This is a genomic window from Streptomyces sp. SID13031 (assembly GCF_010548305.1).
Classification (GTDB): Bacteria; Actinomycetota; Actinomycetes; order Propionibacteriales; family Kribbellaceae; genus Kribbella.
Genome location: NZ_JAAGLV010000007.1, coordinates 284879 through 309527, shown reverse-complemented (window position 1 = coordinate 309527; position 24649 = coordinate 284879). Strand labels below are relative to the sequence as shown.

Sequence of the window (24649 nt, the reverse complement as noted above, 5' to 3'; positions counted from 1 at the left end):
CACTAGGATCGGGCGCGATGCGCACGATTGTTGATGGCTTTCGCGAGATGGTCCACCTGATCGGAGATACCTTCCGGCTGTGGTGGCGCAACCTGCTGCCGTTGGTCACCTGGTTCCTGGCCGGGTACGTCGGCTTCCGGGCGTCGATCCAGGGCGCTATCTGGCTCGATGAGCATCAGCATTCGAGCTTGGGTGTAGGGGTCTTCTCCACCGGCGTACTGATCCAGATCGCCGCCACCGTTGGGATGATCCGGACCTGCGCCACCTCCCTCTACCGCTGGCGCGACGCGGCGGGCAACAAGGCGGAGGAGACCGCAGACCCGACCCAGCAGGGGCTGATGGAGCTGCTGGCCGTCACCTTGCTGCCGATGATCGCGGTCTGGTCCGCCTGGGGATTCCTGGACGACCGGGTCCACTCTCTGTCGATCAGCAACATCGTCCAGCGCGGTGTCGGGGGTGGCGCCGCGTTCTTCGACATCGCCGGCAAGGCCTGGCATTCGTATCTTCCCGCCATCGTGATCCTGCTCGTCCTGCGTCGCGTCCTCGAGGCGATCGACGATCGCTGGCCGAGCCGGCCGGCGAAGTTCGCCCAGGTCTGGGCCGAGGCGTTCTTCCTGTTGCTCACCGTCGTGGTGACGCCGTTCGCCGTCGGCGAGTTCACGGACTGGATCGAGGGCCGGAACTTCTGGTACGTCTCGGTCGACTGGTGGGACGGCCTGAAACATTTCTTCGCCGGCATCCACATCCCGATCCCGGCCGGGATCGAGTTCCTCTGGGGCTTCTTCTGGGACAGCCTCTGGCCGTTGTTCAAGTCCGGCGTGGCGGAGCCGCTCACCTGGCTCGCGATCACCACCGTCGTCTTCGGGCATCGCGTGCTGACCGGCAGTGGGGTGTTCCGCGGGACCAGGGTCGAACGACGCCTCGTCGCAGCCGACGAGGCGCCGAAGCCGAACCGGCTCGTGGCGCTCACCAACCAGGCGCCGAACCTGCTGCTCGGTGGATTGCGGGAGAAGTTCTACCCGGCGCTGACGGCCTTCCGGCTCCTCGTCCGGGTCGGACCGGTCTTCCTCGGCGTGGTCTGCACGGTCTACACGCTGTGGTGGCTCGCCAACGACTGGGCGTTCACCATCATGGTGCGGTTGATCGGCGTGCACGGCGCCGACTGGGGTCTGATGAACAACGAGATCGCCCAGCTGGCGACCGACGTCGTCTTCGAAACACTGCGGATCGCCTTGCTGGCGGCGGCTTTCGACCTCTGTATCTCCGTCGGCGCCGAACGCCGCGCGGCGGCCGCCGCCGCCGCAGCAGCCGCTGCGAAACAGCAGGCCGAACCGGAGCCGGCTCAGGCCTGACGGCCGGTACTGCGGGGCCGGGTCAGCGGGTCATCAAGACTCGGCGGAAGTCGTTGCGGGTCTCGACCTGGATACCGCTGAGGTGTGCAACAGCCGACTCCGGTACGACGTAGACCTGCGCAAGCCGGCCTGTCTTGTTGCGAGTGAACGGGTGGTCGTCGTCTCCGCAGCTCGTCGGAAGGGCGAAGTCGTAGGCTGACTGGCTCTCCCAGATGTTGCCGCGATCGTCACGGAGCTTGGCAACGCAGGTGAAACCGCTGGCGCCCATCGCCAGTCCGTCCAGTGGGGTGATCGCGACTTCGGCGACGATCACCACCGAACCGGCCGGCTGGTCCAGCGAGATCTTCTTCTTCTCCGCGTCGACCAGTTGGGTGTACGCCTCGAGCGACTCCAGCTTCCACTGCACCCGGTCGATCGTCACCGGCCCCTGCTGGACCACCTCGGTCACGGAGCCGTCCTTGTAGACCTTCTCGGGGTCGCCGAGATAGGTCTGCAGCAGGAGCACCGCGCTGGTGGCCGCGAGGGCGATCAGCAAAGAGACCTGCACGGCCAGCCGGAGCGCACGCTGAGGGGACTTCATGAGGCCACCCGCGTGATGCTCCTGGGAATCAGGTACTCCGGTGCGGCGGCGTCGATCAACCGCTGGGCGATCTTCTCGTCCGGGATGCCGAGATCGACGGTGACGTCCTGGGCCAGGACGTTGTAGAGCTGGCTCGTCCTGACGCGCAGCGTCAGCTCCTCGACATCGGCCGGATTCACCTCGAACAGGACCGCGCCGGTCACGCCGAAGCCTGGTGCGGCGAAGTCGAGTTGGCTGCCGTACGTGTCGGAGATCGGTTCGTAGACGGTGCCCTCGTTCGTGCTCAGCTGGAGCTCCCGGCCTGGTGTCGGCTCGGTCCCCTGCACCGTGTCGTACTCGATCGCGACGAAGATCCCACCCGACTCGATCGACTTGCTGTCACTGCCCTCGTCGGACAGATAGGACCGGGCGAACTTCACCCGGTCCACAGCGACAGTCGAGCCGCCGAAGGGGAGCGCCTCACCGATGGTGCCGTGCTTGACCACCCGGGTGGCGTCGTCATAGACGTTCGCCGGGTCGGCCAGCCGGGTCAGTCCGCCGAGCAGGACGAACAAGATGCCGACGAGCACGGTGGCCGGCCGATAGAGCTTCATTCGGACTCCGTCGTGATCTTCGTCGGGACCCGGACCACGGCCACTGCCGTCTCGTTGTGCCAGAACGGATCCTCCGACGCGCCGAGCATGCCGGCGTCGGAGTCGTAGCTCTCGGCCAGTACGCCGACCTCGGTCAGCTCGCCCTTGTAGTTGGGTGACACGTCGAACTTCGCTACGCACTTCTCGGCCGGCAGCCCGAAGACGAGCACATAGCCGATGATGCCCTTACAGCTCACGTTCGCAGGCTTGATCGGATCCTTGCCGGGGACGATCCACCACAGCAGTCGTTCGCCGCTGAAGTCGTCGCTGGTGCGTTCTTCCTCGTCGATGTTCTTCAGCTGCAACTCGACCTCGAGCCGGGCCTTCGCCGGGCTGTAGTCGGTTTTCGGGGTGCGGACGATGGTGGCCGCGCTGACACCGACCTCGAACCGGCCGGCCTTGACAGTGGTGGGTGCGTCGAAGGTGTCGACGCTGCGGCCCTGGTGTTCCTTCCAGCCGCCGGTGAAGGTGATGACGAGGGCGAGGACGACGACCAGAGCGGCGGCGATCAGCCATTTCCGGCGGTGCCGGTGGATCACCCGGTCGGCGATCATGGCGTCGATGACGTCGTCGAGACTTTCCACGGCAGCGATCTTAGGGGGCATCGGGGGCGGTGGTCCCGGCCCGATCAGGTCTCGGTTCCCAGACAGTCAGTGGCGATCCGGTCAGAAGCCACTGAGCGCCGTGAGCGCTTTCCGAGCCCCCTCCCCGCGTGGGGGGACATGGAAAGGAGTCCGAAAAGACGCCCTGTCCACAGTTTTAGCCGCCTGGTGGCAGGTTCTGCTTCGGTCGACGGGTAAGATGGAGCTGTTGAGAAAGTCACCCCGCTGATGAACACAGTAGGGCGGCTTCTACTGTGCATCGATGCCCCGCGTACGCGGGGTCCGAGGAGGACAACAGCCGGTGACCGACGAGCCGACCGAGATCGACGAAACAACGTCCGCCGACAGCACCGGTATCGAAATCGAAGAAGCACCGCTGACCGAGATCACCTCCAGTGTGGTCGATCGTGAGTACGACGCAAGTGCGATCCAGGTCCTCGAGGGCCTCGACGCCGTGCGCAAGCGCCCCGGTATGTACATCGGGTCCACCGGTGAGCGAGGTCTGCACCACCTGGTCTACGAGGTGGTCGACAACGCGGTGGACGAGGCGCTGGCCGGGTTCTGCGACAAGATCATCATCACCCTGCTGCCCGACGGCGGCGTCCAGGTGGTGGACAACGGCCGCGGTATCCCCGTCGACATCGTCGAGTCCGAGGGCAAGCCGGCCGTCACCGTCGTACTGACCGTGCTGCACGCCGGTGGCAAGTTCGGTGGCGGTGGGTACAAGGTGTCCGGTGGTCTGCACGGTGTCGGTGTCTCCGTCGTGAACGCGCTGTCCGGCCGGCTCCGGGTGGACGTCCGCAAGAACGGCCTGGCCTACATGCAGTCCTTCACCATCGGTGTCCCGGACGAAGACCTGGCCCAGATCGGCACGTCGGACTCCAACGGCACCACGATCACCTTCTGGCCGAGCGCGGACGTGTTCGAGACGACGGTGTACTCCTTCGAAACGCTGTCCACCCGCTTCCGCGAGTACGCGTTCCTGAACAAGGGCCTCGAGCTCGTGATCCGCGACGAGCGGCTGGACCACACCCCCGAGGGTGTGCCGGTCGAGCAGTCGTTCAAGTACGACGACGGCCTGGTCGACTACGTGAAGTACCTGACCGGCATCCGCGAGACCGTGCACCGCGACGTGATCGCCTTCGAGGCCGCGCAGGGCGACGACTCGCTCAGCCTCGAGGTGGCGATGCAGTGGAGCGGCTCGTACCAGGAGTCCGTGCACACTTTCGCGAACACGATCAACACCCACGAGGGCGGTACGCACGAAGAGGGCTTCCGGGCCGCGCTCACCTCGCTGGTCAACTCGTTCGCCGAGGACCAGGGCATGATCAAGAAGAAGGAGGACAGGCTCACCGGTGACGACATCCGGGAGGGCCTGACCGCGATCATCTCGGTCAAGCTCGGCAATCCGCAGTTCGAGGGCCAGACGAAGACCAAGCTCGGCAACACCGAGGTGAAGGGCTTCGTCCAGCGGGTCGTCAACGACCGGCTCGGCGCCTGGTTCGAGCAGAACCCGGCCGAGGGCAAGGACATCATCCGTAAGGCCACCGCGGCCGCGAGTGCCCGGATCGCCGCCCGCAAGGCGCGCGAACTGGCCCGCAACCGCAAGGGCCTGCTGGGTGGCGGCGGGTTGCCGGGCAAGCTGTCCGACTGCCAGTCGACGAACCCGGAGGAGTGCGAGGTCTACATCGTCGAGGGTGACTCGGCCGGTGGCTCCGCGAAGGGCGGCCGCGATCCGAAGTACCAGGCGATCCTGCCGATCCGGGGCAAGATCCTCAACGTCGAGAAGGCGCGGATCGACCGGGTCCTGCAGAACAACGAAGTACTGGCGATCATCTCCGCCCTCGGCACCGGTATCCACGAGGACTTCGACGAGGAGAAGCTGCGATACCACAAGATCGTGATCATGGCCGACGCCGACGTCGACGGTCAGCACATCCGGACGCTGCTGCTCACGCTGCTGTTCCGCTTCATGCGGCCGCTGATCGAGCGCGGTCACGTGTATGCCGCGCAGCCGCCGCTCTACAAGCTCCGCTGGAGCAACAGCCCGCACGAGTTGGCCTACACCGAACGCGAGAAGGACGGCCTGGTGGCCGCCGGCATCGAGGCCGGCAAGAAGTTCCCGAAGGAGAACGCCACCCAGCGGTACAAGGGTCTGGGCGAGATGAATCCGCAGGAGCTCTGGGAGACCACGATGGACCCGGCCAACCGGGTGCTGCTGCAGATCACCCTGGACGACGCCGCCCGCGCCGACGAGACCTTCGCGACGTTGATGGGCGACGACATCGAGGCTCGTCGCAACTTCATCCAGCGCAACGCCAAGGACGTCCGGTTCCTTGACATCTGAGGGCCGCCCGGGTTCCGCCCGGGCGCACCTCGCGCAGCGCCGACCTCACCGACGTACTGACACGAACGGGACGAGCACCAGATGACCGAGACCCCCCTTTCTCCGGGACACGACCGGATCGAGCCCCTCGATCTGCAGACGGAGATGCAGCAGTCGTACCTCGACTACGCGATGGCCGTCATCGTCGGCCGCGCGCTGCCCGAGGTCCGTGACGGCCTCAAGCCGGTGCACCGCCGGATCCTCTACGCGATGTACGACGGTGGCTACCGGCCCGATCGCGGCTTCTCCAAGTGCTCCCGCATCGTCGGTGACGTGATGGGTCAGTACCACCCGCACGGTGACTCCGCGATCTACGACACTCTGGTCCGGTTGGCGCAGCCGTGGGTGATGCGCGCGCCGTTGATCCAGAGCCAGGGCAACTTCGGGTCACCGGGTAACGACCCGGCCGCCGCGATGCGGTACACCGAGTGCCGGCTGGCCCCGCTGGCGATGGAGATGGTGCGCGACATCGACCAGGAGACGGTCGACTTCCGCCCCAACTACGACGGCCGCTCGCAGGAGCCGGTGATCCTGCCCAGCCGCTTCCCGAACCTGCTGGTGAACGGCTCGGCCGGGATCGCGGTCGGGATGGCGACGATGATCCCGCCGCACAACCTGCGCGAGGTCGCCGCCGCGGCCCAGTGGTGCCTGGAGCACCCGGAGGCCACCCAGGAAGAGGTCCTGGCGGCGTGCATGGAGAACATCAAGGGACCGGACTTCCCGAACGGCGCCCTGATCGTCGGCTACAAGGGCATCGACGACGCCTACCGCACCGGTCGTGGCTCGGTCACGATGCGCGCGGTGGTCGACATCGAGGAGGACGCCAAGGGCCGTACCAGCCTGGTCGTCAGCCAGCTGCCGTACATGGTCAACCCGGACAACCTGGCGCAGAAGATCGCCGAGCTCGTCAACGGCGGCAAGATGACCGGTATCGCCGACATCCGTGACGACACCTCGTCCCGGACCGGCCAGCGCCTGGTGATCGTGCTGAAGCGCGACGCCCAGCCCCGGGTCGTCCTGAACAACCTCTACAAGCACACCCAGCTGCAGGACACCTTCGGCTGCAACATGCTCGCCCTGGTCGACGGGGTGCCGCGCACGCTCAGCGTCGACCTGTTCATCACCCACTGGATCGACCACCAGATCGAGGTCATCCAGCGGCGGACCAAGTACCGCCTCCGCGAGGCCGAGAAGCAGGCGCACATCTACCGCGGTCTGGTGAAGGCGCTCGACGCGCTGGACGAGGTCATCGCGCTGATCCGCCGCAGCCCGGATGTCGAGGAGGCCCGCAGCGGGCTGATCTCGCTGCTGGAGATCGACGAGATCCAGGCCCAGGCGATCCTGGACATGCAGCTGCGCCGGCTGGCCGCTCTGGAGCGGCAGAAGATCATGGACCGGTTGAGCGAGCTCGAGATCGTGATCGCCGACCTCGAGGACATCCTGGCCGACCCGGTCCGGCAGCGGACCATCATCCGGGACGAGCTGACCGAGATCGTCGACAAATTCGGCGACGAGCGCCGGACCGAGATCATCGCGGCCGACGGCGACCTGTCCGTACAGGACCTGGTCCCCGACGAGGAAGTGGTCGTCACGATCACCCGCGGCGGTTACGCGAAGCGCACCAAGACCGACCTGTACCGGACGCAGAACCGCGGCGGCAAGGGCGTTCGCGGTGCGACGATGCGCGCCGAGGACGAGATCGGGCACTTCTTCGCCACCACGAACCACCACTGGATGCTGTTCTTCACCACCAAGGGCCGGGTCTACCGGGCCAAGGTGTGGCAGCTGCCGGAGTCGGCGCGCGACGCCAAGGGCTCGCACGTCGCCGGCCTGCTGTCGTTCCAGCCGGACGAGGAGATCGCCCAGGTCCTGACCCTGCGCGACTACGAGCAGGAGCCGTACCTGCTGCTCGCCACCAAGCGCGGCCTGGTGAAGAAGACGGCGCTGACCGACTACGACTCGGCCCGGCAGAGCGGCATCATCGCGGTCAACTTCCGTGACGAGGACGACGAGCTGATCGGCGCCGAGCTGGCTTCGGCCGAGGACGACCTGATGCTGGTCTCCAAGAAGGGCCAGTCGATCCGCTTCACCGCGAACGACGAGCAGCTGCGGCCGATGGGCCGGGCCACTTCGGGCGTGACCGGGATGAAGTTCCGCAACGGCGACGAGCTGCTGTCGATGGCCGTCATCCGGGCCGGCTCCGAGGAGGACGCGCAGTACGTCTTCACCGTGACCGACGCCGGCTACGCCAAGCGCAGCCGCGTCTCGGAGTACCGGCAGCAGGGTCGTGGCGGTCTGGGCATCAAGGCGGTCAAGCTGAACGACGAGCGTGGCCTGCTGGTCGGCGCGCTGATCGTCGTCGACAGCGACCAGGTGCTCGCGATCAAGAACAGCGGCCAGGTCGTCCGGAGCCGGGTGGACAGCGTGCCGGTCAAGGGCCGCGACACGATGGGCGTGAAGTTCGCCGGGGTCGGCGAGTCCGACGCCGTGGTCGCGATTGCCCGCAACACCGACCTCACCGTGAGTGACGACGAGGCAGAGGTCGTCGAAGGCGCCGAAGAAGTTGCCCAAGATGTGGACGGATCGACAACCGAAACCACCTCTGGAAGCGTCAGCACAGATGACCAGCATTCGACGGACGTCGACGGCGCGGCTACGGTCGAAGATGACGAAGCCGGCCAGGAGGGCACCTGATGACCAACCGCGCGAGGCCGACATGGCCTGATGGAGCGGACAGCCCCAAGTCCCAGCGACCGCAGAGCGGCGCCGGGAAGGGCCAGTCCACCCCACCTGCCACCCCGGCCTCCAACGGTCGTAGCAGTTCGACCGGCAACGGCCAGCCCAGACCCGGTACTGCGAACGGTCAGCGGCCCGGCGAAGCGCGCCAGCCGCGTCCGGGCGGGCCGTCGGCGACCCCGTCGACGCCGGACCAGCCGTCCCGTCCGCCGCAGCAGCCCCCGGTTCGGCCGGCGCCGCAGAAGCCGGCTGGTTCGAGCCCGTACTCGGCCGGCTCGGCGCCGACCACTCCCCGGCCGACGCCCAGCACACCCAGTACTCCGGGCCGCCCGGAGCCGCGGTTGCCGTTGGGCGGTGGCCAGCCCGGCACCTCGGCGTACGGGCAGACCGGCAAGCTGGCCACGCCGACCCACACCCCGACCGAGAGCTTCGGGGACAAGCTGAACGCGGCGAAGCAGGCGGTGCTCGGCAGGGCCAGTGCCCTGAAGGAGTCCGCCACCTCGATCACTTCCTCGGCCCCGGCGGCCTCTGACTCCACCGAGACGCTGAATGTCGGGCAGAAGGCCAAGCTCGGGAAGCGCGACGAGTTCAAGCCGGTCGTCGAGCCGGCGCCGAAGGTCTCGTCCCGGCCGCAGACCCGGAAGGCCCGGCTGCGGTTGACGCGGCTGGACCCGTGGTCGGTGATGAAGACCGCGTTCCTGCTGTCGATCGCGTTCGGCATCGTCACCTGGGTGGCCGTCTTCATCGTCTGGTCGGCGATCGGCGCGGCCGGTGTCTTCGACAACATCAACAACACGGTCCGCGAGGTGCTGGGCAACCAGGACGGCGACCAGTTCCAGATCGAGACCTACATCAACACCGGCAAGGTGATGGGATTCACCACCCTGCTGGCGTGCGCCGATGTGCTGATCATCACGGCGCTCGCGACGCTCGGATCGTTCCTCTACAACATCGCGGCAACCCTGCTGGGCGGCCTCGAAGTGACGCTCGCGTCGGAGGACTGAGACTTCGACTGTGGCTTCGATCGGGTCGTTGTGCGGCCCGATCGAATCCAATTTGGGAGGCAGGCACCGGGTGCGGTAATCTCTCCCAGGTTGTTCCCCCGCAGTTCGCGGGCCTATAGCTCAGTTGGTTAGAGCGCTGCCCTGATAAGGCAGAGGTCACAGGTTCAAATCCTGTTAGGCCCACCCCGATCGATCCAAGATCCAAGGAGATCCCGATGCTGAAGAAGGTTCTGCTGGTCCTGCTGGCCAGCGTCGGTGGATACTTCGTCTACAAGAAGACCCAGCAGTCCCGCGCCGAGCAGGACCTCTGGGCCGAGGCCGTCGACCCGGTCACCCCGGGCCGCTGAAACACACCCCCACGGGGGCGTAGCTCAACTGGCAGAGCACTGCCTTTGCAAGGCAGGGGTTAGGGGTTCGAGTCCCCTCGTCTCCACCAAACAGCCGGTTCCGCTTGGAACCGGCTTTCTGCTTGTACGAGGCCCGAACTAATTGCCTGTTTCGGAAGCCCTGGTGGGTCTAAGCTCTGCGGATGTCCTTGGAATGGGAACAGGTAATCGTTCACTCGGTCGATCCGGTGGCCTTGGGGCAGTGGTGGGCCGAGGCTCTTGGGTGGGTCGTGGTCTACTCCTCTGCTGACGAGTTCGAGATCCGCCCGGAGGCGGATCGCGTACCGGGGCTGGACTTCGTCCGGATCGAGGAGATCAAGAAGGTCAAGAGCCGACTGCATCTCGACTTCAGGCCCGATGATCAGGACGCCGAGGTGGCTCGTCTGGTGGCTCATGGCGCACAGCGTGTTGATATTGGCCAGGGTGATGATCAGTCTTGGGTGGTGCTGGCAGACCCCGAGGGTAACGAGTTCTGCATCCTTGGCCAGCTACGTCAATAGTGCGTGGGGATGGCGTGGGGCTACGGCTGGATCTCAGATGCGAGTACTGCGGCAGCGGCTGTTAGCGGGGGAACAGTTTCCAGTGGCCTTCGGAGACGACTTCGACGGTTCCGTCGATCACTTTGAGGGCGGTCTGATCGTCTGTCGCGTAGGCCCGTACCGGCATGGTGGCGGCCCATTTCTCGGCGCTGGCCATGGTGTTGTTCTCGAAACCCGGGTAGTCCAGGTGCGGGAACATCGAGAAATCGACCAGGCCGAGCGTTTTGTCGCCACCGCCGGGTGGGGTCCAGCCGACGAAGCGCTCGCCGATGCTGGGGGTCATCACCATGCTCCCGGCGCTCAGTCCCACGTAGACCGCGCGCAGTGACGGCAGGAGGTCGGCCAGTCCGGACTGCTGCATCCAGTAGGACAGGTACATGGCGTCGCCGCCTCCGACCAGCAGGACGTCAGTCTCCTGCACCAGGGGGACCCAGACCTCTTCGTCGATGCTGGGCAGCGCGGTGAGCTCAAGCACTGCCAGGGACTTCCAACCCAGTTCGGTCATCGGGCAGAGGGGTTGTTTTCCGCTGATCAGCATCCATGCCTGGCCGGCGCCGCCGGGCTGGGCGTACATCGCGGTGGGTATGCAGAGCGCGTTGCACTCGGCAATCGGCTTGCCCAGCAGGTCGACCAACGCGTCGTGGATGCTCGGGTTCTTGATGCCTGAGTCCGTGAGGAGAAGCTTCATGATGCCTTTCCTGGCTAGATCGCCGGCCGCTCGAAGGATCGTACAACTGGTTGCACAGGTCCGGTAAGCACCGATTGACCACGAGGGTCCATCCTGCAGTGGTGGATGTGCTGATGGAGTTGCAGAGGCGGGAGCCGATCTTTCATCGGGCATCTGGGGGTGTGCTGGAGCGGCGGTATGCCGAGGGAGTACCGGATGCGTGGGCGGCGGACGAGTTCGGGTGTCGGGAGCTGGGGCCGGATACCTATCTGCTGACGTACCGATTGCGGCAGGGGGATCGAGTGACGCGGCGGGCGACGGTTTGGCGGTCGAGTGGGGGTGGGTGGCAGGCGCTCTACCACCAGGGGACGGTTGTCACGACGTGAGGCGGTACCTGCTCAGGGCAGGTGTCAGCGGTCCCGCCCCTGCTGCAGAGCGACGTCCGCTACTGAAGTCTCTGTTGAGAAGGTTCGGAAGCCCCGGTGTTGGTAGTTCGTGAGGGCGTGTGGGTGGTCGTCGGACGAGGTCTGTAGCCATACGCGGGCGGTCGGGGTCGGGTTGCCGATTTCCCAGGCCAGCTCTGTGGCGCGGACCAGGAACGCGGCGCCGAGGCCCTTGTCCTGGTACTCCGGTGCGACTCCGAAGACCACGATGCCCACGTCGCCCTTGGTGCCGTTCTCCAGCTCGACGAAGCCGGCCGTCTCCCCCTCCACCAGGGCAAGCCAGCTCCGTACTGCCGGGTGGGACAGCTCGGCGACCCACTCCTCGTCGCTCCACTGCAGTCGCCCGTGCGCTTTCAACGGGGCCCAGATCCGGGTGTAGATCGACCGAATGGTGGCGGCCGACTCGGGGCCGGTCTCAGCCAGCTCGAGCCGCACCGGCGAGGGCTTCCCCGGTACGAGCTGTTTCGGGGAAGTCATCTCCAAGCGCGTGATGATTTGGGTCGCCTCCGAGCTCTGGTCGCGGGCGGCGGGGGTGGGTGGATCGGGTGGAGATGAAAACTGAAGTGTGGTGCTGAAATGAGTGGGGGGCAAGAGGTGAGCGATCGGCGGGTGCGACCCGAACTACGCCGGTACGTCGACGTCCCGGTCGAGGTGATCGGCACGGGCGGCTCGCTGCTATGAGAGCTGTTGCCTCGGGCTACTAATTTGCTTGCCCTATGCATCGATTGATGGATGGGCGTGTCAGTTCGTGTACGGATTGTCACGGGGAACTCACTGTTTGTTTGCGGGTGCGTGCAGATGTCCTGACTGGCCTAGCGGTCGGTGGAGTGGACGCCGGAGTCTCTGGGGAGGAAGAGATATCGGGCAACCACTGACGACCTTGCGCGCGGGTACCTACCGGGACCGCGTGGGCCGACTACGGAGGTTCCGGACGCGTGCTCGAGACGTATCGCGGCATTCCGCACCTGCTGGACACCTGGGTCGTGCTGACCGGGATGGCGGTTCCGATCGCCCTCTCGTCGATCCGCCGGCCAGGCGACCTGGTGCCCCGGATCGCGGCCCTGTTGATGCCGGCTGCCTTCGCGCTGATCCTCGCGGCCACGCTCAGCCCGACCAGCCACCGACTACCCGGGATCGGCAGCTGCGGCACGCACCTGACCACAACCGGCGGGCTCACCTCGATGCAGGGGCTGCTCAACGTGCTGCTGTTCATCCCCGCCGCGGGCCTGCTGACCCTGGCGAGCGGCCGGCCGGCGGACGGGATCGCCGCCGGGATCGGGATGTCCGCCGCGGTCGAGGCGATCCAGGCGCTGATCCCGCCGCTCGGCCGGTCCTGTCAGCTGCACGACCTGGTCGCGAACACGCTCGGCGCCTTCGCCGGCGTCGGCCTGGCGGCGGCGCTGCAAATGGCCGTGCAGAGAGCGCTGCGAGCGGCGACCAGCCCGGTCACCCTGACGAATCCCGGGTACGTCGTGGAACACGGCGCAGTACTCGTGAGACGCCCTGCCGCTCGGCATCGCCGGGGCGAGCTGGCGCCGGCGCTCGTGAAGGTCCGCCCCGCTGTCAGGGTGCGCTGAGGTCCGCTGGATGGTTATCCACAGGTTGTGGGTAAACCGGGGGATGACGGGTCATAACCCTGGAGATATCCACAGGCACGCCCTGGATCAGGGCCGTACCTCCAGCCCGAGCGAGGTGGTGATGACGATCGCCTGGGGCAGATCCACGATCGCGTCCCTGAGCGTGACGGTCAGCGGGTCGAGCGTCGACAGGTCGGAGCCGCGCAGGTCCGCGCCGGTGAAGTCGGCGCGTTGCATCGAGGCTCCGGACAGGTCCACGTTCCGCAGTACGGCCTTGTTCGCGCGCAGACCGGAGAGCTCGGCCTCGCGCAGCTTCGTCCCGCTCAGCTCGACTCCGCGCAGGTCGGCGCGGGTCATCGCGACGAACGACCAGTCGCCGCCCTCGACCTTCATCAGGTTATGAGTGCAGTCGTCGAAGATGCTGCCCATCAGCTTGCACCGGGTGAAGGTGCTGTCGAAGAACGAGCACCGGACGAAGGTGCAGTTCACGAACGCGGCATCGGTATGCGTCGACGCATTGAACCGCACCCCGCGGAAGACGCACTCCTCGAACACCCCGCGCTGGTTGTTCACCTCCGTCAGATCGGAATCGATGAACAGCACCCGCGTATACGTCTGCCCCGACGGATCGGCGTCGTCCCAGTCCCGGATCGTCGACTCAGTCTTAGGTGCGGGCCGCTCTCCCATGGCACTCCCTTCGGTTAGCCCGCAGTTTGCCTTGCACCACCGACAAAGTTCACCCCAACCGGGAGGATGGCCGATGTGACCGGATCAGAGCGAGTGATGGTGTTCGGTGCCGGCGGGTTTCTCGGGGGCGCGATCTGCCGGCTGCTGGCCGAGCGCGGGATCGAGTACCGCGGCTTCACGCGATCCACCGGCGACCCGCACAGACGGTTCGATCTGGCGACCGGGCACTGCTACGCGCTGGACACCCAACTCGGGCTCTACAAGCCGACCGTGATCGTCAACGCGGCCGCCGCGACTCATGGCGACGTCCTCGAGCTCACCCGTGGCAACGTCGTCGCGGTCCAGTCGCTGCTCTCCTCGATGAACGGGCACGCGAGCAACGCGCGCTTCATCCAGATCGGTTCCGCCGCGGAGTACGGCGGAGCGCCGCGCGGTACCAGCCAGGACGAGCAGGCCGAGCTCCGCCCGGGCGCGGCGTACGGGTACACCAAGCTGGCCGGCTCCGAGCTTGTACTGCGCGCGCAACGCAACGGCGCCGACGCGGTCGTGCTGCGCTCCTTCAACATGACCGGACCGGGATCGCCACCGAGCACTCTGTTCGGCCGGGTGCTCCGCCAGCTCGGTACGACCGACGCGATCCAGCTGGGCTCGCTCGAGGCGTGGCGGGACTACCTCGACGTCCGCGATGTCGCCGAGGCGGTGCTCGCGGTTGCGACGGCGGAAGGCAAACTCCCGCCGGTGCTCAACGTCGGCTCGGGCAAGGCGACGCTGGCCAGGGACGCTGTCCACGGGCTGGCCGAGGCCAGCGGGACCAGCACGAAGATCGTCGAGGGCGAGGTACACGCCGACCACGCGGGCTCCCCCGCCGACACGGTCGCCTGGCAACAGGCCGACAGCTCCCTGATCAGCAAACACCTCGGCTGGTCCAGCAAGATCCCCCTTGCCCAGTCCCTCACGGACACCTGGACCGCCCGCCCGAGAGAATAGGCCGGCCACCTGCTACGCGACTGCACGGGACAAGGAGACACGGCCTGTGGATATCTGGTCGGTTTGTGAGCCCGCTCCGGATCGGCAGGGGCCGAACGAGGACCTGGTGATCAGCGGGCCGGACTTCGTCGTCGTGCTCGACGGTGCGACCGCGCCGAAGGGTGTCGAGTCGGGGTGCGTGCATTCGGTCGCCTGGCTGGTCGCTCGGCTGGGGACCCATCTGGCGCTCCCGTTGCTCGGGCGGTCGCAGGTGCCGTTGCCGGATCTGCTCGCGGCCGCGATCACCGAAGTACGGGCTGAGCACGAGGACACCTGCGACCTGGCCAACCCCGACAGCCCCTCGTCGACCGTCGCGATGATGCGGGTCAGCGACGAGCAGGTCGAGCACCTCGTGCTGGCCGATTCGCCGATCGTGCTGCGCGCCCCCGACCGGCGCGTGACGGTGCTCGCGGACAACCGGGTCGATTTCCTGCCGGAATACACGTTCGAGGCCGTCCGCCGGTTGCGCAACCAGCCGGGTGGCTTCTGGGTCGCGAGCACCGAGCCCAAGGCGGCGTACGAAGCAGTCTCCGGTACTACGGAACGCGCAGCGGTCGAGCTGGTCGCCCTGCTGACCGACGGCGCCTCCCGGTACTCCGAGCGCTACGGCCACACCTGGGACGACCTGGTCGACACACTCGCAACGGCCGGTCCGCAAGCTCTGATCGACCTGGTCAGGCAGCACGACGAGGACGCGGCCGTCGGCGCCTTCCGCGGCAAGCGGCGTGACGACGCGACCGCAGTGCTGTGCCGGCTACGGCTGCCATCGTGATGGCGCGGACGATGGTGGGTACGGCGCGTACGTGGGAAAGTCCGGCGGCCGTGGGGCGTACTGCGGTGGGCCTGCTGGTGGTTGGGTGAGGCTCGGCGCCATCCGCCCGTCCTGCCAGGAGTTGGTACGAAGCATCAGCAGGGCGATCGCGATCCCGGCCACGACGAGCAGCGCGGCGGCGACGCTGAAGCCGATGTTCACCGCGAGCGCCGTCCGGACCATGAAGCCCTGCAGGTCGTAGATGTCCACATAGTCGCCGGTCGCGTCAGCCGCCTCCCTGCGATCGACAAGCCGGACGACCCAGACGAAGAAACTGATCACTGCGAAGCTGCCCCCGCCGACGATGATCACCCAGAACGCCGCCCACGAGGCCCACCAGCCGTAGAGCAACGCCCGCCATGTGTGACCCTTCGACTGACCCAGCGCCTGATCCTGCGTATCGGCCGGCTCGCTGGCCCGGACGACGTCCTCGACCACCTGCAACGGATACCAGAACTGGACGATGGGGCAGATCCAGCTTCCGATCACCCAGCTCCGCTCATGCCGATGAGCGGGCCGTAGACCGCCTGGCTGTTGTGCACCTCGAGACGCACCGCCGGTCAGGGCGAAGAGCTCGGTGTTCTCCCGCGCCCGCCACAGCCAGATCAGGAAGAGGACTCCGGTGCCGATCACCAGCAGGCAGACGACGTTGAGCAGTGGACCGCTGTTGGCGATCGACTGCACCCCGCGATCGAGCTCGTTCTCGGAGAGCTGCCCGTAGACGAGCCGCTTCACGTCGGCGTACGACCGCCACATCAGCACGGCCTGGGCGATGGTGACGAGCGTCGTCAGCACCATCAGGACGAGAAAGACCACCGTGATCCGCCGCAACGGCTTGTACGTCCGCACCGGCGGCATCATCACCGGCGGCAGCATCGGATGGGGGCCCGGGTGATAGCCGGGCGGCCCTGGATACGGCTGACTCACCGACCTCACCTCCCACAGACAAGTTAACCCGCTCGCGGGAGCTTGGAGCAGTTGTCCACAGGCCAGATCCTGCAACTCTCAGACCGCGGCGAAGGCCTCTCGCGCGGCCGGCAGCGCCAGCGCCCGATCCACCGCCGACAACCCGATCCGCGTCCGCCGGTCGAGCAGGTCGTCCTCCGTCAGCGCCCCTTCATGCCGGACCGCGAAGCGCAGCTCGGCATGCGTGGTCGACAACCCAGGAGCAACCGGCTCCAGCAACGACGGCTCCACCGCGATGACGTCGGCCGCCTCCACGCCGTACCGGGCGACAAACCGCGCCGGCGCTCGTACCGCCGCCAACCGCACCCGATCGGCCGCGCCCACCAGCGGAATCCGATGCGTCAGACAAGGCCGCCGTCCCTCCAGCGAGGACTGAGCCAATGCGGTGTCGAGCGCGTCCTGCGCCATCCGCCGGTACGTCGTGAGCTTGCCGCCGACGATCGTCACGAGCCCGTCCGGACTCGTGATCACCGCATGCCGCCGGGAGATGTCGGCCGTCTTGTCCTCACCCTTGTGATGCCCGGTGTCGAGCAGCGGCCGCAGACCCGCATAGCTGCCGAGCAGATCGACACGTGTCAGCGGCACCCGCACAGCGGCGCTGATCGTGGACAGCAGGAAGTCGATCTCGGCCTCCGTTGCCAGTGGAACGTCGCTGACCGGACCGGGCGCTTCTTCATCGGTCAGCCCGACATAGACCCGGCCGTCGGGCGCGGGAATCGCCATCACGACCCGCCGCAGCTCCCCCGGCACCGGCACGGTCAGTACTGCGGACAACCCACCGAAGGCCGACTGTGGCAGGACCAGATGGGTCCCCCGGCTCGGCCGCAATTTGATGCCGGAGGCAACTTGATCGGCCCAGATCCCGGTCGCGTTGATGACGATGCCCGCGTCGAGCTCGAGTCGCCGGCCCGACAACTGATCCACCAGCACCGCGCCTCGCCCGGTCGCCTGCTCGGCGGCGCAGTGCGTGATGATGCGAGCCCCGTACGACGCCGCGGTGCGCGCGATCGCGACGACCAGCCGCGCATCGTCGTACAGCTGACCATCCCAGGTGAGGAAGCCGCCACGCAGACCATCGGGCCGCACCGTCGGGGCGTAGCGCAGCACCTCCGCGGAGCTGACGCGGCGGGAGTGCGGCAGGTAGTCGTCACTCGTGCGGGCGAAGGTGCGCAGTACGTCCCCGCCGAAGAAAGCGCCACGCAGCATGGCGGCCTGGGCGAGCCTGGCCTGTGGAAACCAGGGTGCGACCTGCGGCACGGGGTGAACGAGATGAGGTGCCGTGGTCTTCATCAGGATGCCGCGCTCGACCGCGCTCTCGTAGGCGATGCCCACATGCCCGGACGCGAGATACCGCAGACCGCCGTGGACGAGCTTCGAACTCCAGCGACTCGTACCGAAGGCGAGGTCGTGCTTCTCGACCAGCGCCACGGTGAGACCCCGCGCGGCCGCATCGAGCGCGACTCCGGTGCCGGTGACGCCGCCGCCGATCACCAGCACATCGACCCGGCCGGTCGTGTCGAGCCAGTCGAGCTCGCGGGTCCGCCGGGCCGCGTTGAGGCTGGCGTTGCCCACCGCGATCATGGAGTGAGGTACCTGGTGAGCATCACCCGCAGCTCTTCGTCCAGCTCGGGGTACTCCTTCGGCTCGGCGAGCACCGGTCCGGAGACCGCGGACGCGAGCGACACCAGGATGATCTGCCGCGACAGCCAGTCGGCGTTACCGGCCCGGATCGAACCATCCGCCTGGCCCGACTCGATCCCGGCCTTCACGAGGGCGAGGTGCGCGACCGTGCTGCTGCCGCGCCGCTCCAGCAGGTACGGCGTGAGGAACTCGGGGTCGAGCTCGATGATCTTGCGCATCAACGGGTGGGTCCGGGTCTTCGCGACCACCTCGACGACGCCCTCGATCAAGCGGGCCCGGCCGTCGACGGCGTCGGGCTGGAAGGCCGAGACGAGCGCCGTGGTCCACTCGCGCGTCATCAGCGCGGCGACCACCGCCTGGACGTTCGGCCAGCGCCGGTACAAGGTGGCGCGGGAGACCTCGGCGTGCCGGGCGATGTCGGCCATCGTCATCCGCCGCATCCCGATCGCCAGCAGCAGCTCGTACGCCGCGTCCAGGATTCGCTCCTCGCCGATCGCGTTCGCCGGCGTCGGTCGCGACGATCCGGTCGTGCTGGAGGAGGTATCGGTTTCGCTGCTACGCTGAGACATCACACGTCATAGTGTATCAGCGACTGCGGTGACTACAAGAGTGATTCACCCCTCGGTGACGCTACCTCCGAAGAGCCCAGATGGGGAGCCGTCCATGACCGAGTCCGACCTGCCGGTGGTCAACCTCACGCCCGGCCGCTGGGGCGATCCGGCCCACGAGGTCGAGCTCCCCGCCGCTGCACTGGAGGCGCTCAAGCATCTCGGCGTACGGCGCCCGCCGGCTCCCGTCGAGCCCGCAGCCCCGAGTGCCCCCGACGACGTGGTCGTGAAGCTGTTGGTGGAGCTGCTCGGGTCTGAGCAGGTGAAGACCGATCTCGAGACGCGCTGGGGTCACACCCGCGGCTACTCGACACCCGATCTCCTCCGTCATCGCGCGGGTGACACCACCGATATGCCCGCCGCGGTCGTCTACCCCGGCTCGCACGACGAAGTACAGGCGCTCTTGACGACCTGCTCCGAGCATCGCGTCGCAGTCGTCCCGTACGCCGGCGGCACCTCGGTCGTCGGCGGGCTGGCGGCCCAAGGCACTGCATTCGTCGCGGTCGACCTGCGGCGGCTCGACCGGCTGGTCGAGATCGACGAGGTGTCCAGGACGGCGACGATCGAGGCCGGGGTCCGCGGTACTGCGGCCGAGGCGTTGCTCGCCGAGCGCGGCTACACGCTCGGGCACTTCCCGCAGTCCTACGAAGGCGCGAGCATCGGCGGCTACGCGGCGACCCGGTCGAGCGGGCAGTCCTCAGCGGGGTACGGCCGCTTCGACCAGATGGTCGTCGGGCTCACGCTGGCGACTCCGCGCGGCACGATCGAGCTCGGCAACGCGCCGATGTCCGCGGCCGGCCCGGATCTGCGCCAACTCGTCCTGGGCTCGGAGGGTTCGCTGGGCATCATCACGAGCGTCGTCCTCCGGATCCGCCCGCGCCCGGCCGAGCGCTCCTTCGAGGGCTGGCGATTCGCCTCCTTCGATCAGGGCCTGACCGCGATCCGCCGGTTGGCTCAGGACGGTCCGCTGCCGACCGTGCTCAGGCTGTCCGACGAAGCCGAGACGGCGATCAACCTGGCCGACCCGGATGTCCTCGGCGGCGGCTCCGGCGGAGTGCTCGCGATCGTCGGCTTCGAAGGCACCCGTACTTCGGTACGCCACGCCGAGGTGGCCGAGGTGCTGGCCGCCGCGGGAGGCGAGTCACTCGGCGAGGGCCCGGGCGAGACGTGGCGCCAGGGGCGGTACCGGGCTCCCTATCTCCGCGATCCCCTGCTCGACGAAGGCGCGTTGGTCGAGACGCTCGAGACGGCCGGCTTCTGGTCGGCCCTCCCGGCGCTGAAGGCGGGCGTGACCGAGGCATTCGTCAACGAGCTGTCCGGCCAGGGAACGCCGCCGATCGTGCTCTGCCACGTGTCGCACGTCTACGAGACCGGCGCTTCGATCTACTTCACCGTCATCTCCGCGCAGACGGACGACCCGGTGGCCCAATGGCGTCAGGCGAAAACCGCAGCCAGTCAGGCGATCGCAGCGGCAGGCGGCACCATCACCCACCACCACGCCGTAGGCACCGACCATCGCGACGCCTATGCTGCCGAGATCGGCCCGTTGGCGATCGAGACGCTGCAAGCGGTCAAGCGTGTCCTCGACCCGAACGGCATCCTCAGCCCCGGCATTCTGATCCCGCCGACTCCGTAGTGTCGGATTCTTGCAATAGGTAGTCGAACTATTGCGCGACGTTAGCTCCTTCCTTAAGGTGTGGCGCACATTGCCCTCCGGCCGGTCTGACCGGTCCGCCCCCATGGAAGGCGCAACTCATGCCCCCACGCAGGTCCGCACGCCCAAATCACTACCGATTGGCCGCTCTGGCGGTCGCCGCCGGCACCGCGATCACTGGCGCCGGTCTCTCAGCACTCCCCGTTCAAGCCGCACCGGCGGCGATCCAGGCCGTCGGCGCCTCGCTCCCGTTCACCATCCTGGAGGCCGAGAGCGCCGCCACGAACGGCAGCAAGATCGGCCCGAGCTACGCCCAGGGCACGCTCGCCGCCGAGGCGTCGAACCGCCAGGCCGTCACCCTCAACGGCGGCCAGTACGTCGAGTTCACCGCTCCCGGTACGACCAACGCGATCAACGTCGCGTACTCCGTTCCGGATGGCCGTACCGGCACCCTGTCGGTCTACGTCAACGGGCAGAAGCTCTCGCAGTCCCTAGCGGTGACGGCGAAGTACAGCTTTGTCGACACCGGCTGGATCGTCGGGTCGCGAACCCACAAGCTCTACGACCACGCCCGCCTGCAACTCGGCCAGACCGTCAACGCAGGCGCGAAGATCAAGCTCCAGGTGGACGGCGAGAACACCGCCGGGCCGTACACGATCGACGACGTCGAGTTCGAGAACGTGGCCGGTCCCGCCGGTCAGCCTGGTGGCTCGATCTCGATCACCGATCGCGGCGCGGACCCGAACGGCAACAACGACTCGACCGGCGCGATCCAGAGCGCCATCGACAGCGCCCGCGGTTCAGGTGGAACAGTGTGGATCCCAGCCGGCCGGTTCAAGGTCGGCGGCACGATCAACCCCGACGGCGTGACGCTGCGCGGCGCCGGCCGCTGGCACTCGACGTTGCTCAGCAGTCACCTGATCGACCGCCCGAACGGCGGCGGCAACGTGAAGCTCTACGACTTCGCGGTGATCGGTGAGGTGACCGAGCGGCACGACGAGTCGCCGGACAACTTCGTCAACGGCCAGCTCGGCCCGAACTCGATCGTCTCCGGGCTCTGGCTGCAGCACCTGAAGGTCGGCCTGTGGCTGACCGGCAACAACGACAACCTGGTGGTCGAGAACAACCGGTTCTACGACATGACCGCGGACGGCCTGAACCTGAACGGGACCGCCAACAACGTTCAGGTGCGGAACAACTTCCTCCGCAACCAGGGCGACGATGCGCTCGCGATGTGGTCGCTGCACGCGGCGAACCGGAACAGCACGTTCGCCAACAACACGATCGTGCAGCCGAATCTGGCGAACGGCATCGCGATCTACGGCGGTACCGACCTGACCGTGCGGGACAACCTGATCTCCGACACGAACGCGCTCGGTGGTGGGATCGCGATCTCGAACCAGTCGTTCGGCTCGCCGTTCTACCCGCTCGCCGGGACGATCACCGTTTCCGGCAACACGCTGATCCGGACCGGCGCGATGAACCCGAACTGGGGTCAGAACCACCCGCACGGCGCGATCCGGGTGGACGCGTACGACACCCAGATCAACGCCCAGGTGCGGTTCACCAACAACCGGCTGGTGGCCAGCCCGTGGTCGGCGTACCAGTTCGTCGATGGTGGCGGTGTCGGGCGGCGGGTGCAGAACGTCAGCGTGGACGGCGGTTCGATCGAAGGCGCCGGGACCTTTGCCTTCCAGGCAGAGACGACCGGGGCGGCCTCGATCAGCAACGTCGCGGCGAGCAACATCGGCCGGGCCGGTGTCTACAACTGCGCTTACCCGGGCGGTACGTTCTCGCTGAACCGCGGTGCCGGGAACAGCGGCTGGGACTCCACCTGGAGCGGCTGCAACTGGGTCGAGCCGGGCAGTGGCGGCGGTACCGACCCCGGCCAGCCGACTGGGAACCTCGCCGCTGGTAAGCCAGTGACGGCGACCAGCACCAACCAGAACTACGTCGCGAGCAACACCGTCGACGGCAACGCAGGCAGCTACTGGGAAAGCGCCAACAACAGTTGGCCGCAGTCGCTGACCGTGGACCTTGGCAGCAACCTGAACGTCAAGCGGCTGGTGCTGAAGCTCCCGCCGGGCTGGGGTGCACGGAGCCAGACCATCCAGGTGCTCGGCAGCACCAACAACTCGTCGTTCAGCCAGTTGGCCGGGGCTGCGGGCCGCACCTTCGACCCGGGCTCGGGCAACGCGGCGACGATCACCCTGCCGACCGCGGTGAACACGCGCTGGGTGCGGCTCACCTTCACCGCCAACACGGGGTGGCCGGCCGGTCAGCTCTCGGAGTATGAGATCTACGGCCAGTAGTGCTTGACCTCAGGTTCGCTTGAGGTATGAGGGTGACGGGCATGACTCCTGAATCTTTGACTCGTCCCGTTGCTCTCATCACCGGCGCCAGCGCGGGGCTCGGCCTCGCGCTGGCGCACGGCCTGGCCGAGCGTGGGTGGGCGTTGATCATCAACGCCCGCGGCGCCGATGCGCTCAAGAACGCGGCCGATGCGCTGGCCGCTCGTACGGACGTCGTGCCGCTGGCCGGTGACGTCACCGATGCCGAGCATCGGGCCGATCTTGTCGATGCCGTCGGCGAGCTCGGGCGGCTCGACCTCCTCGTCAACAACGCCAGCTACTTGGGGCCGAGCCCGCTCCAGCATTTGGCTGCCACCGATCTCGATGAGCTGCGGCGCGTGTACGAGGTCGACGTGATTGCGCCGGTTGCTCTGACCCAGGCGCTGCTCCCCGAGTTGACCGCTGCCGCTGGGATCGTGATCAACCTCAGCTCGGACGCAGCCGTCGAGGCTTATGAGGGTTGGGGCGGCTACGGGTCGGCCAAGGCAGCACTGGACCACGCGAGCGCAGTACTGGCCGCAGAGCAGCCGGGGCTGGCTGTGTACGCGATTGATCCGGGTGACCTTCGCACGGCGATGCACCAGGCGGCCTTTCCTGGCGAAGACATTTCCGATCGGGCCGAGCCTGCGAGCGTCGTACCGGCGTTTCTGCAGTTGCTGGACAGCCGGCCGGCGAGTGGTCGCTACCGGGCCGCCGAGTTCGCTCCGGCGGTGACTTCGTGAGTGACCCCGTGAGAGTCCATCCGCAGACCAGGTTCACGCTGCCCGACGAGCTGAACGCGGTCGAACCACCGGAGGCGCACGGGCTCGCGCGGGACCAGGTGAAGCTGCTGGTCGCGGAGGGGTCGACCGTCACGCACACGAGGTTCGACCGGATCGGCGAGTACCTGCGGCCGGGCGACCTGCTGTTGGTCAACACGTCGGGGACGCTGGCGGCCGCAGTCGACGGCTCCTGGATCACCGGGTCGGGTGTCGCTCCCGTGGTCGTGCACTTCTCGACAGCGCTGGACGACGGCAACTGGGTGGTCGAGTTGCGCAGCGGTGGCTCGCCTATGTTCGGTGGCTCGGCAGGTGATCGGGTGGAGTTGGCTGAGGGAGTACTGACTCTGCTGAAGCCCTATGAGCCAAGCAGCACGAGGCTGTGGCGCGCCAAGCCGCCGGCGGCAGACGTGGTCAGCTACCTACGGCGGAACGGCCGACCGATCACCTACAAGTACGTCGGCCAGCGGTGGCCGCTCGCGCTCTACCAGACGGTGTTCGCGAGCCAGCCGGGCTCAGCGGAGATGCCCAGCGCGGGCAGGCCGTTCAGCTTCGAGCTGGTGAGCCAGCTGGCGGCAGCCGGAGTACTGATCGCTCCGATCCTGCTGCACTGCGGAGTGTCCTCGCTGGAGAGCCACGAGCCACCACTGCCCGAGCGGTACGACGTATCGGAGCACACTGCACGGCTGGTGAACTGGGTGAAGGCCAATGGCGGCCGGGTGATCGCAGTCGGCACCACAGCGGTCCGTGCGATCGAGTCTGCTGCTTCGGGTGGGGCTGTTGCCGCGTCGAAGGGCTGGACTGACCTTGTACTCGGTCCAGACCACCCGGCAACCGTGGTGGATGGACTGATCACCGGCATGCATGCGCCGGAGGCGTCCCACCTGCTGTTGCTGGAATCGGTGGTCGGGGGCGACGTCGTCCAGCGTGCTTACGACGCCGCCCTCGAACAGTCCTACCTGTGGCACGAATTCGGCGACGTCAGTCTTCTGCTCCGTCAGTGAGTTCGGCGGCCACGTCTGCTTCAGCCGGTTCCGAGGTCTCGAAGCCGGCGGTGGTCATGGGTGGCCCGGTCGGCGCCGGGGTGGCGTCGTTCCCGGGCCGGGCCCGCTTCTCGACGGCCCGCGGGCTCACCGCGGCCACCACCTGATGTCTGTAGGCATCATGAATGTCCTTACCTGCAAGGTCCCCCGTTGGGACTTCACTCCTTTGACGAGTGACAGGTGCCCAACGTCATGCGCCG

At 67.4% G+C, this 24649-nt stretch carries 24 protein-coding genes and 2 tRNA genes; 17 read left to right on the top strand and 9 right to left on the bottom strand.

The genetic code is table 11. The features are described 5' to 3' along the window. The first annotated feature begins 17 nt into the window (after positions 1 to 17). Entirely contained in the window at positions 18 to 1352 is a 1335-nt protein-coding gene (locus G3I17_RS16945; RefSeq protein ID WP_164597198.1) for a hypothetical protein, read from the top strand. A gap of 22 nt (positions 1353 to 1374) precedes the next feature. Here G3I17_RS16945 and G3I17_RS16940 read toward each other — a convergent pair whose 3' ends face one another. From G3I17_RS16940 to G3I17_RS16930, 3 genes are read right to left on the bottom strand one after another with little or no spacing between them, the layout of a single operon-like run. Continuing rightward, positions 1375 to 1932 carry a hypothetical protein gene (locus G3I17_RS16940; RefSeq protein ID WP_164597196.1) on the bottom strand — a complete coding sequence of 186 codons (558 nt, stop codon included), beginning with the start codon at positions 1930 to 1932 and terminating at the stop codon, positions 1375 to 1377. Continuing rightward, complete coding sequence (locus G3I17_RS16935) at positions 1929 to 2525, bottom strand: hypothetical protein (protein WP_164597194.1); 597 nt, start codon at positions 2523 to 2525, stop codon at positions 1929 to 1931. Before G3I17_RS16935 ends, G3I17_RS16940 begins: the two co-directional genes overlap by 4 nt. Next, positions 2522 to 3148 (bottom strand): hypothetical protein, encoded by a 627-nt coding sequence (locus G3I17_RS16930; protein WP_164597192.1) that lies wholly within the window; start codon positions 3146 to 3148, stop codon positions 2522 to 2524. The genes G3I17_RS16935 and G3I17_RS16930 overlap by 4 nt, the downstream gene beginning before the upstream one ends. Positions 3149 to 3521: 373 nt before the next feature. Between G3I17_RS16930 and gyrB the strand changes: the two genes are divergently transcribed. From gyrB to G3I17_RS16900, 7 genes are all read left to right on the top strand, one after another. Then, positions 3522 to 5513, top strand: a complete 1992-nt coding sequence (gene gyrB, locus G3I17_RS16925) for a DNA topoisomerase (ATP-hydrolyzing) subunit B (RefSeq protein WP_343238336.1) — start codon at positions 3522 to 3524, stop codon at positions 5511 to 5513. A gap of 81 nt (positions 5514 to 5594) precedes the next feature. Next, positions 5595 to 8246 (top strand): DNA gyrase subunit A, encoded by a 2652-nt coding sequence (gene gyrA / locus G3I17_RS16920; protein ID WP_164597186.1) that lies wholly within the window; start codon positions 5595 to 5597, stop codon positions 8244 to 8246. Further along, positions 8246 to 9292, top strand: coding sequence for a DUF3566 domain-containing protein (locus G3I17_RS16915; protein WP_164597185.1), 1047 nt, complete (start codon positions 8246 to 8248; stop codon positions 9290 to 9292). The genes gyrA and G3I17_RS16915 overlap by 1 nt, the downstream gene beginning before the upstream one ends. A gap of 109 nt (positions 9293 to 9401) precedes the next feature. Next, positions 9402 to 9475 (top strand) — tRNA-Ile (locus tag G3I17_RS16910). A 32-nt stretch (positions 9476 to 9507) separates the two neighbouring features. Continuing rightward, positions 9508 to 9639 (top strand): DLW-39 family protein, encoded by a 132-nt coding sequence (locus tag G3I17_RS40815; protein WP_020386709.1) that lies wholly within the window; start codon positions 9508 to 9510, stop codon positions 9637 to 9639. A gap of 13 nt (positions 9640 to 9652) precedes the next feature. After that, positions 9653 to 9728, top strand: a tRNA-Ala gene (locus G3I17_RS16905). Between the two features lie 93 nt (positions 9729 to 9821). Then, positions 9822 to 10178 carry a VOC family protein gene (locus G3I17_RS16900; protein WP_164597183.1) on the top strand — a complete coding sequence of 119 codons (357 nt, stop codon included), beginning with the start codon at positions 9822 to 9824 and terminating at the stop codon, positions 10176 to 10178. 61 nt (positions 10179 to 10239) lie between these two features. Here the strand turns inward: G3I17_RS16900 and G3I17_RS16895 are convergent, their stop codons facing one another. Next, a complete protein-coding gene (locus G3I17_RS16895) occupies positions 10240 to 10905 on the bottom strand; it encodes a Type 1 glutamine amidotransferase-like domain-containing protein (protein WP_164597182.1) in 666 nt (221 codons plus the stop codon). 113 nt (positions 10906 to 11018) lie between these two features. Between G3I17_RS16895 and G3I17_RS16890 the strand changes: the two genes are divergently transcribed. Beyond that, the gene (locus tag G3I17_RS16890) at positions 11019 to 11270 is read left to right on the top strand and encodes a hypothetical protein (protein WP_164597180.1); all 252 of its coding nucleotides are present in this window, start codon (positions 11019 to 11021) and stop codon (positions 11268 to 11270) included. Positions 11271 to 11294: 24 nt separating this feature from the next. On the opposite strand, the gene G3I17_RS16885 is transcribed toward G3I17_RS16890, so the two are convergent. Continuing rightward, the gene (locus G3I17_RS16885) at positions 11295 to 11804 is read right to left on the bottom strand and encodes a GNAT family N-acetyltransferase (protein WP_164597178.1); all 510 of its coding nucleotides are present in this window, start codon (positions 11802 to 11804) and stop codon (positions 11295 to 11297) included. A 458-nt stretch (positions 11805 to 12262) separates the two neighbouring features. Between G3I17_RS16885 and G3I17_RS42120 the strand changes: the two genes are divergently transcribed. Then, entirely contained in the window at positions 12263 to 12904 is a 642-nt protein-coding gene (locus tag G3I17_RS42120; RefSeq protein ID WP_164597176.1) for a VanZ family protein, read from the top strand. 87 nt (positions 12905 to 12991) lie between these two features. On the opposite strand, the gene G3I17_RS16875 is transcribed toward G3I17_RS42120, so the two are convergent. Continuing rightward, a complete protein-coding gene (locus tag G3I17_RS16875; protein WP_164597173.1) occupies positions 12992 to 13591 on the bottom strand; it encodes a pentapeptide repeat-containing protein in 600 nt (199 codons plus the stop codon). Between the two features lie 75 nt (positions 13592 to 13666). On the opposite strand from G3I17_RS16875, the gene G3I17_RS16870 reads away from it, so the two are divergent. Then, entirely contained in the window at positions 13667 to 14578 is a 912-nt protein-coding gene (locus tag G3I17_RS16870; RefSeq protein WP_203590308.1) for an NAD-dependent epimerase/dehydratase family protein, read from the top strand. Positions 14579 to 14624: 46 nt separating this feature from the next. Further along, positions 14625 to 15389: a protein phosphatase 2C domain-containing protein gene (locus G3I17_RS16865; protein ID WP_164597170.1), complete on the top strand. Its 765-nt coding sequence runs from the start codon at positions 14625 to 14627 to the stop codon at positions 15387 to 15389. Here the strand turns inward: G3I17_RS16865 and G3I17_RS16860 are convergent. From G3I17_RS16860 to G3I17_RS16850, 3 genes are all read right to left on the bottom strand, one after another. Beyond that, on the bottom strand, positions 15372 to 16355 hold the full coding sequence (locus G3I17_RS16860) for a DUF4328 domain-containing protein (RefSeq protein WP_164597168.1): 984 nt from the start codon (positions 16353 to 16355) through the stop codon (positions 15372 to 15374). The genes G3I17_RS16865 and G3I17_RS16860 overlap by 18 nt on opposite strands. Positions 16356 to 16433: 78 nt before the next feature. Continuing rightward, the gene (locus tag G3I17_RS16855; RefSeq protein ID WP_164597166.1) at positions 16434 to 17975 is read right to left on the bottom strand and encodes a glycerol-3-phosphate dehydrogenase/oxidase; all 1542 of its coding nucleotides are present in this window, start codon (positions 17973 to 17975) and stop codon (positions 16434 to 16436) included. Continuing rightward, positions 17972 to 18604: a TetR/AcrR family transcriptional regulator gene (locus G3I17_RS16850; protein WP_164597165.1), complete on the bottom strand. Its 633-nt coding sequence runs from the start codon at positions 18602 to 18604 to the stop codon at positions 17972 to 17974. Before G3I17_RS16850 ends, G3I17_RS16855 begins: the two co-directional genes overlap by 4 nt. Before the next feature lie 94 nt (positions 18605 to 18698). On the opposite strand from G3I17_RS16850, the gene G3I17_RS16845 reads away from it, so the two are divergent. The 5 genes from G3I17_RS16845 (at position 18699) to G3I17_RS16825 (ending at position 24556) form a co-directional block, all read left to right on the top strand. Next, positions 18699 to 20279 carry an FAD-binding oxidoreductase gene (locus G3I17_RS16845; RefSeq protein WP_164597163.1) on the top strand — a complete coding sequence of 527 codons (1581 nt, stop codon included), beginning with the start codon at positions 18699 to 18701 and terminating at the stop codon, positions 20277 to 20279. A gap of 119 nt (positions 20280 to 20398) precedes the next feature. Further along, the gene (locus G3I17_RS16840; RefSeq protein WP_164597161.1) at positions 20399 to 22609 is read left to right on the top strand and encodes a discoidin domain-containing protein; all 2211 of its coding nucleotides are present in this window, start codon (positions 20399 to 20401) and stop codon (positions 22607 to 22609) included. Between the two features lie 41 nt (positions 22610 to 22650). Next, positions 22651 to 23370, top strand: a complete 720-nt coding sequence (locus G3I17_RS16835) for an SDR family oxidoreductase (RefSeq protein ID WP_164597159.1) — start codon at positions 22651 to 22653, stop codon at positions 23368 to 23370. Then, positions 23367 to 24410, top strand: coding sequence for an S-adenosylmethionine:tRNA ribosyltransferase-isomerase (locus tag G3I17_RS16830; protein ID WP_343238333.1), 1044 nt, complete (start codon positions 23367 to 23369; stop codon positions 24408 to 24410). The genes G3I17_RS16835 and G3I17_RS16830 overlap by 4 nt, the downstream gene beginning before the upstream one ends. Then, the gene (locus G3I17_RS16825) at positions 24407 to 24556 is read left to right on the top strand and encodes a hypothetical protein (protein ID WP_164597157.1); all 150 of its coding nucleotides are present in this window, start codon (positions 24407 to 24409) and stop codon (positions 24554 to 24556) included. The genes G3I17_RS16830 and G3I17_RS16825 overlap by 4 nt, the downstream gene beginning before the upstream one ends. The last annotated feature ends 93 nt before the right edge of the window (positions 24557 to 24649 follow it).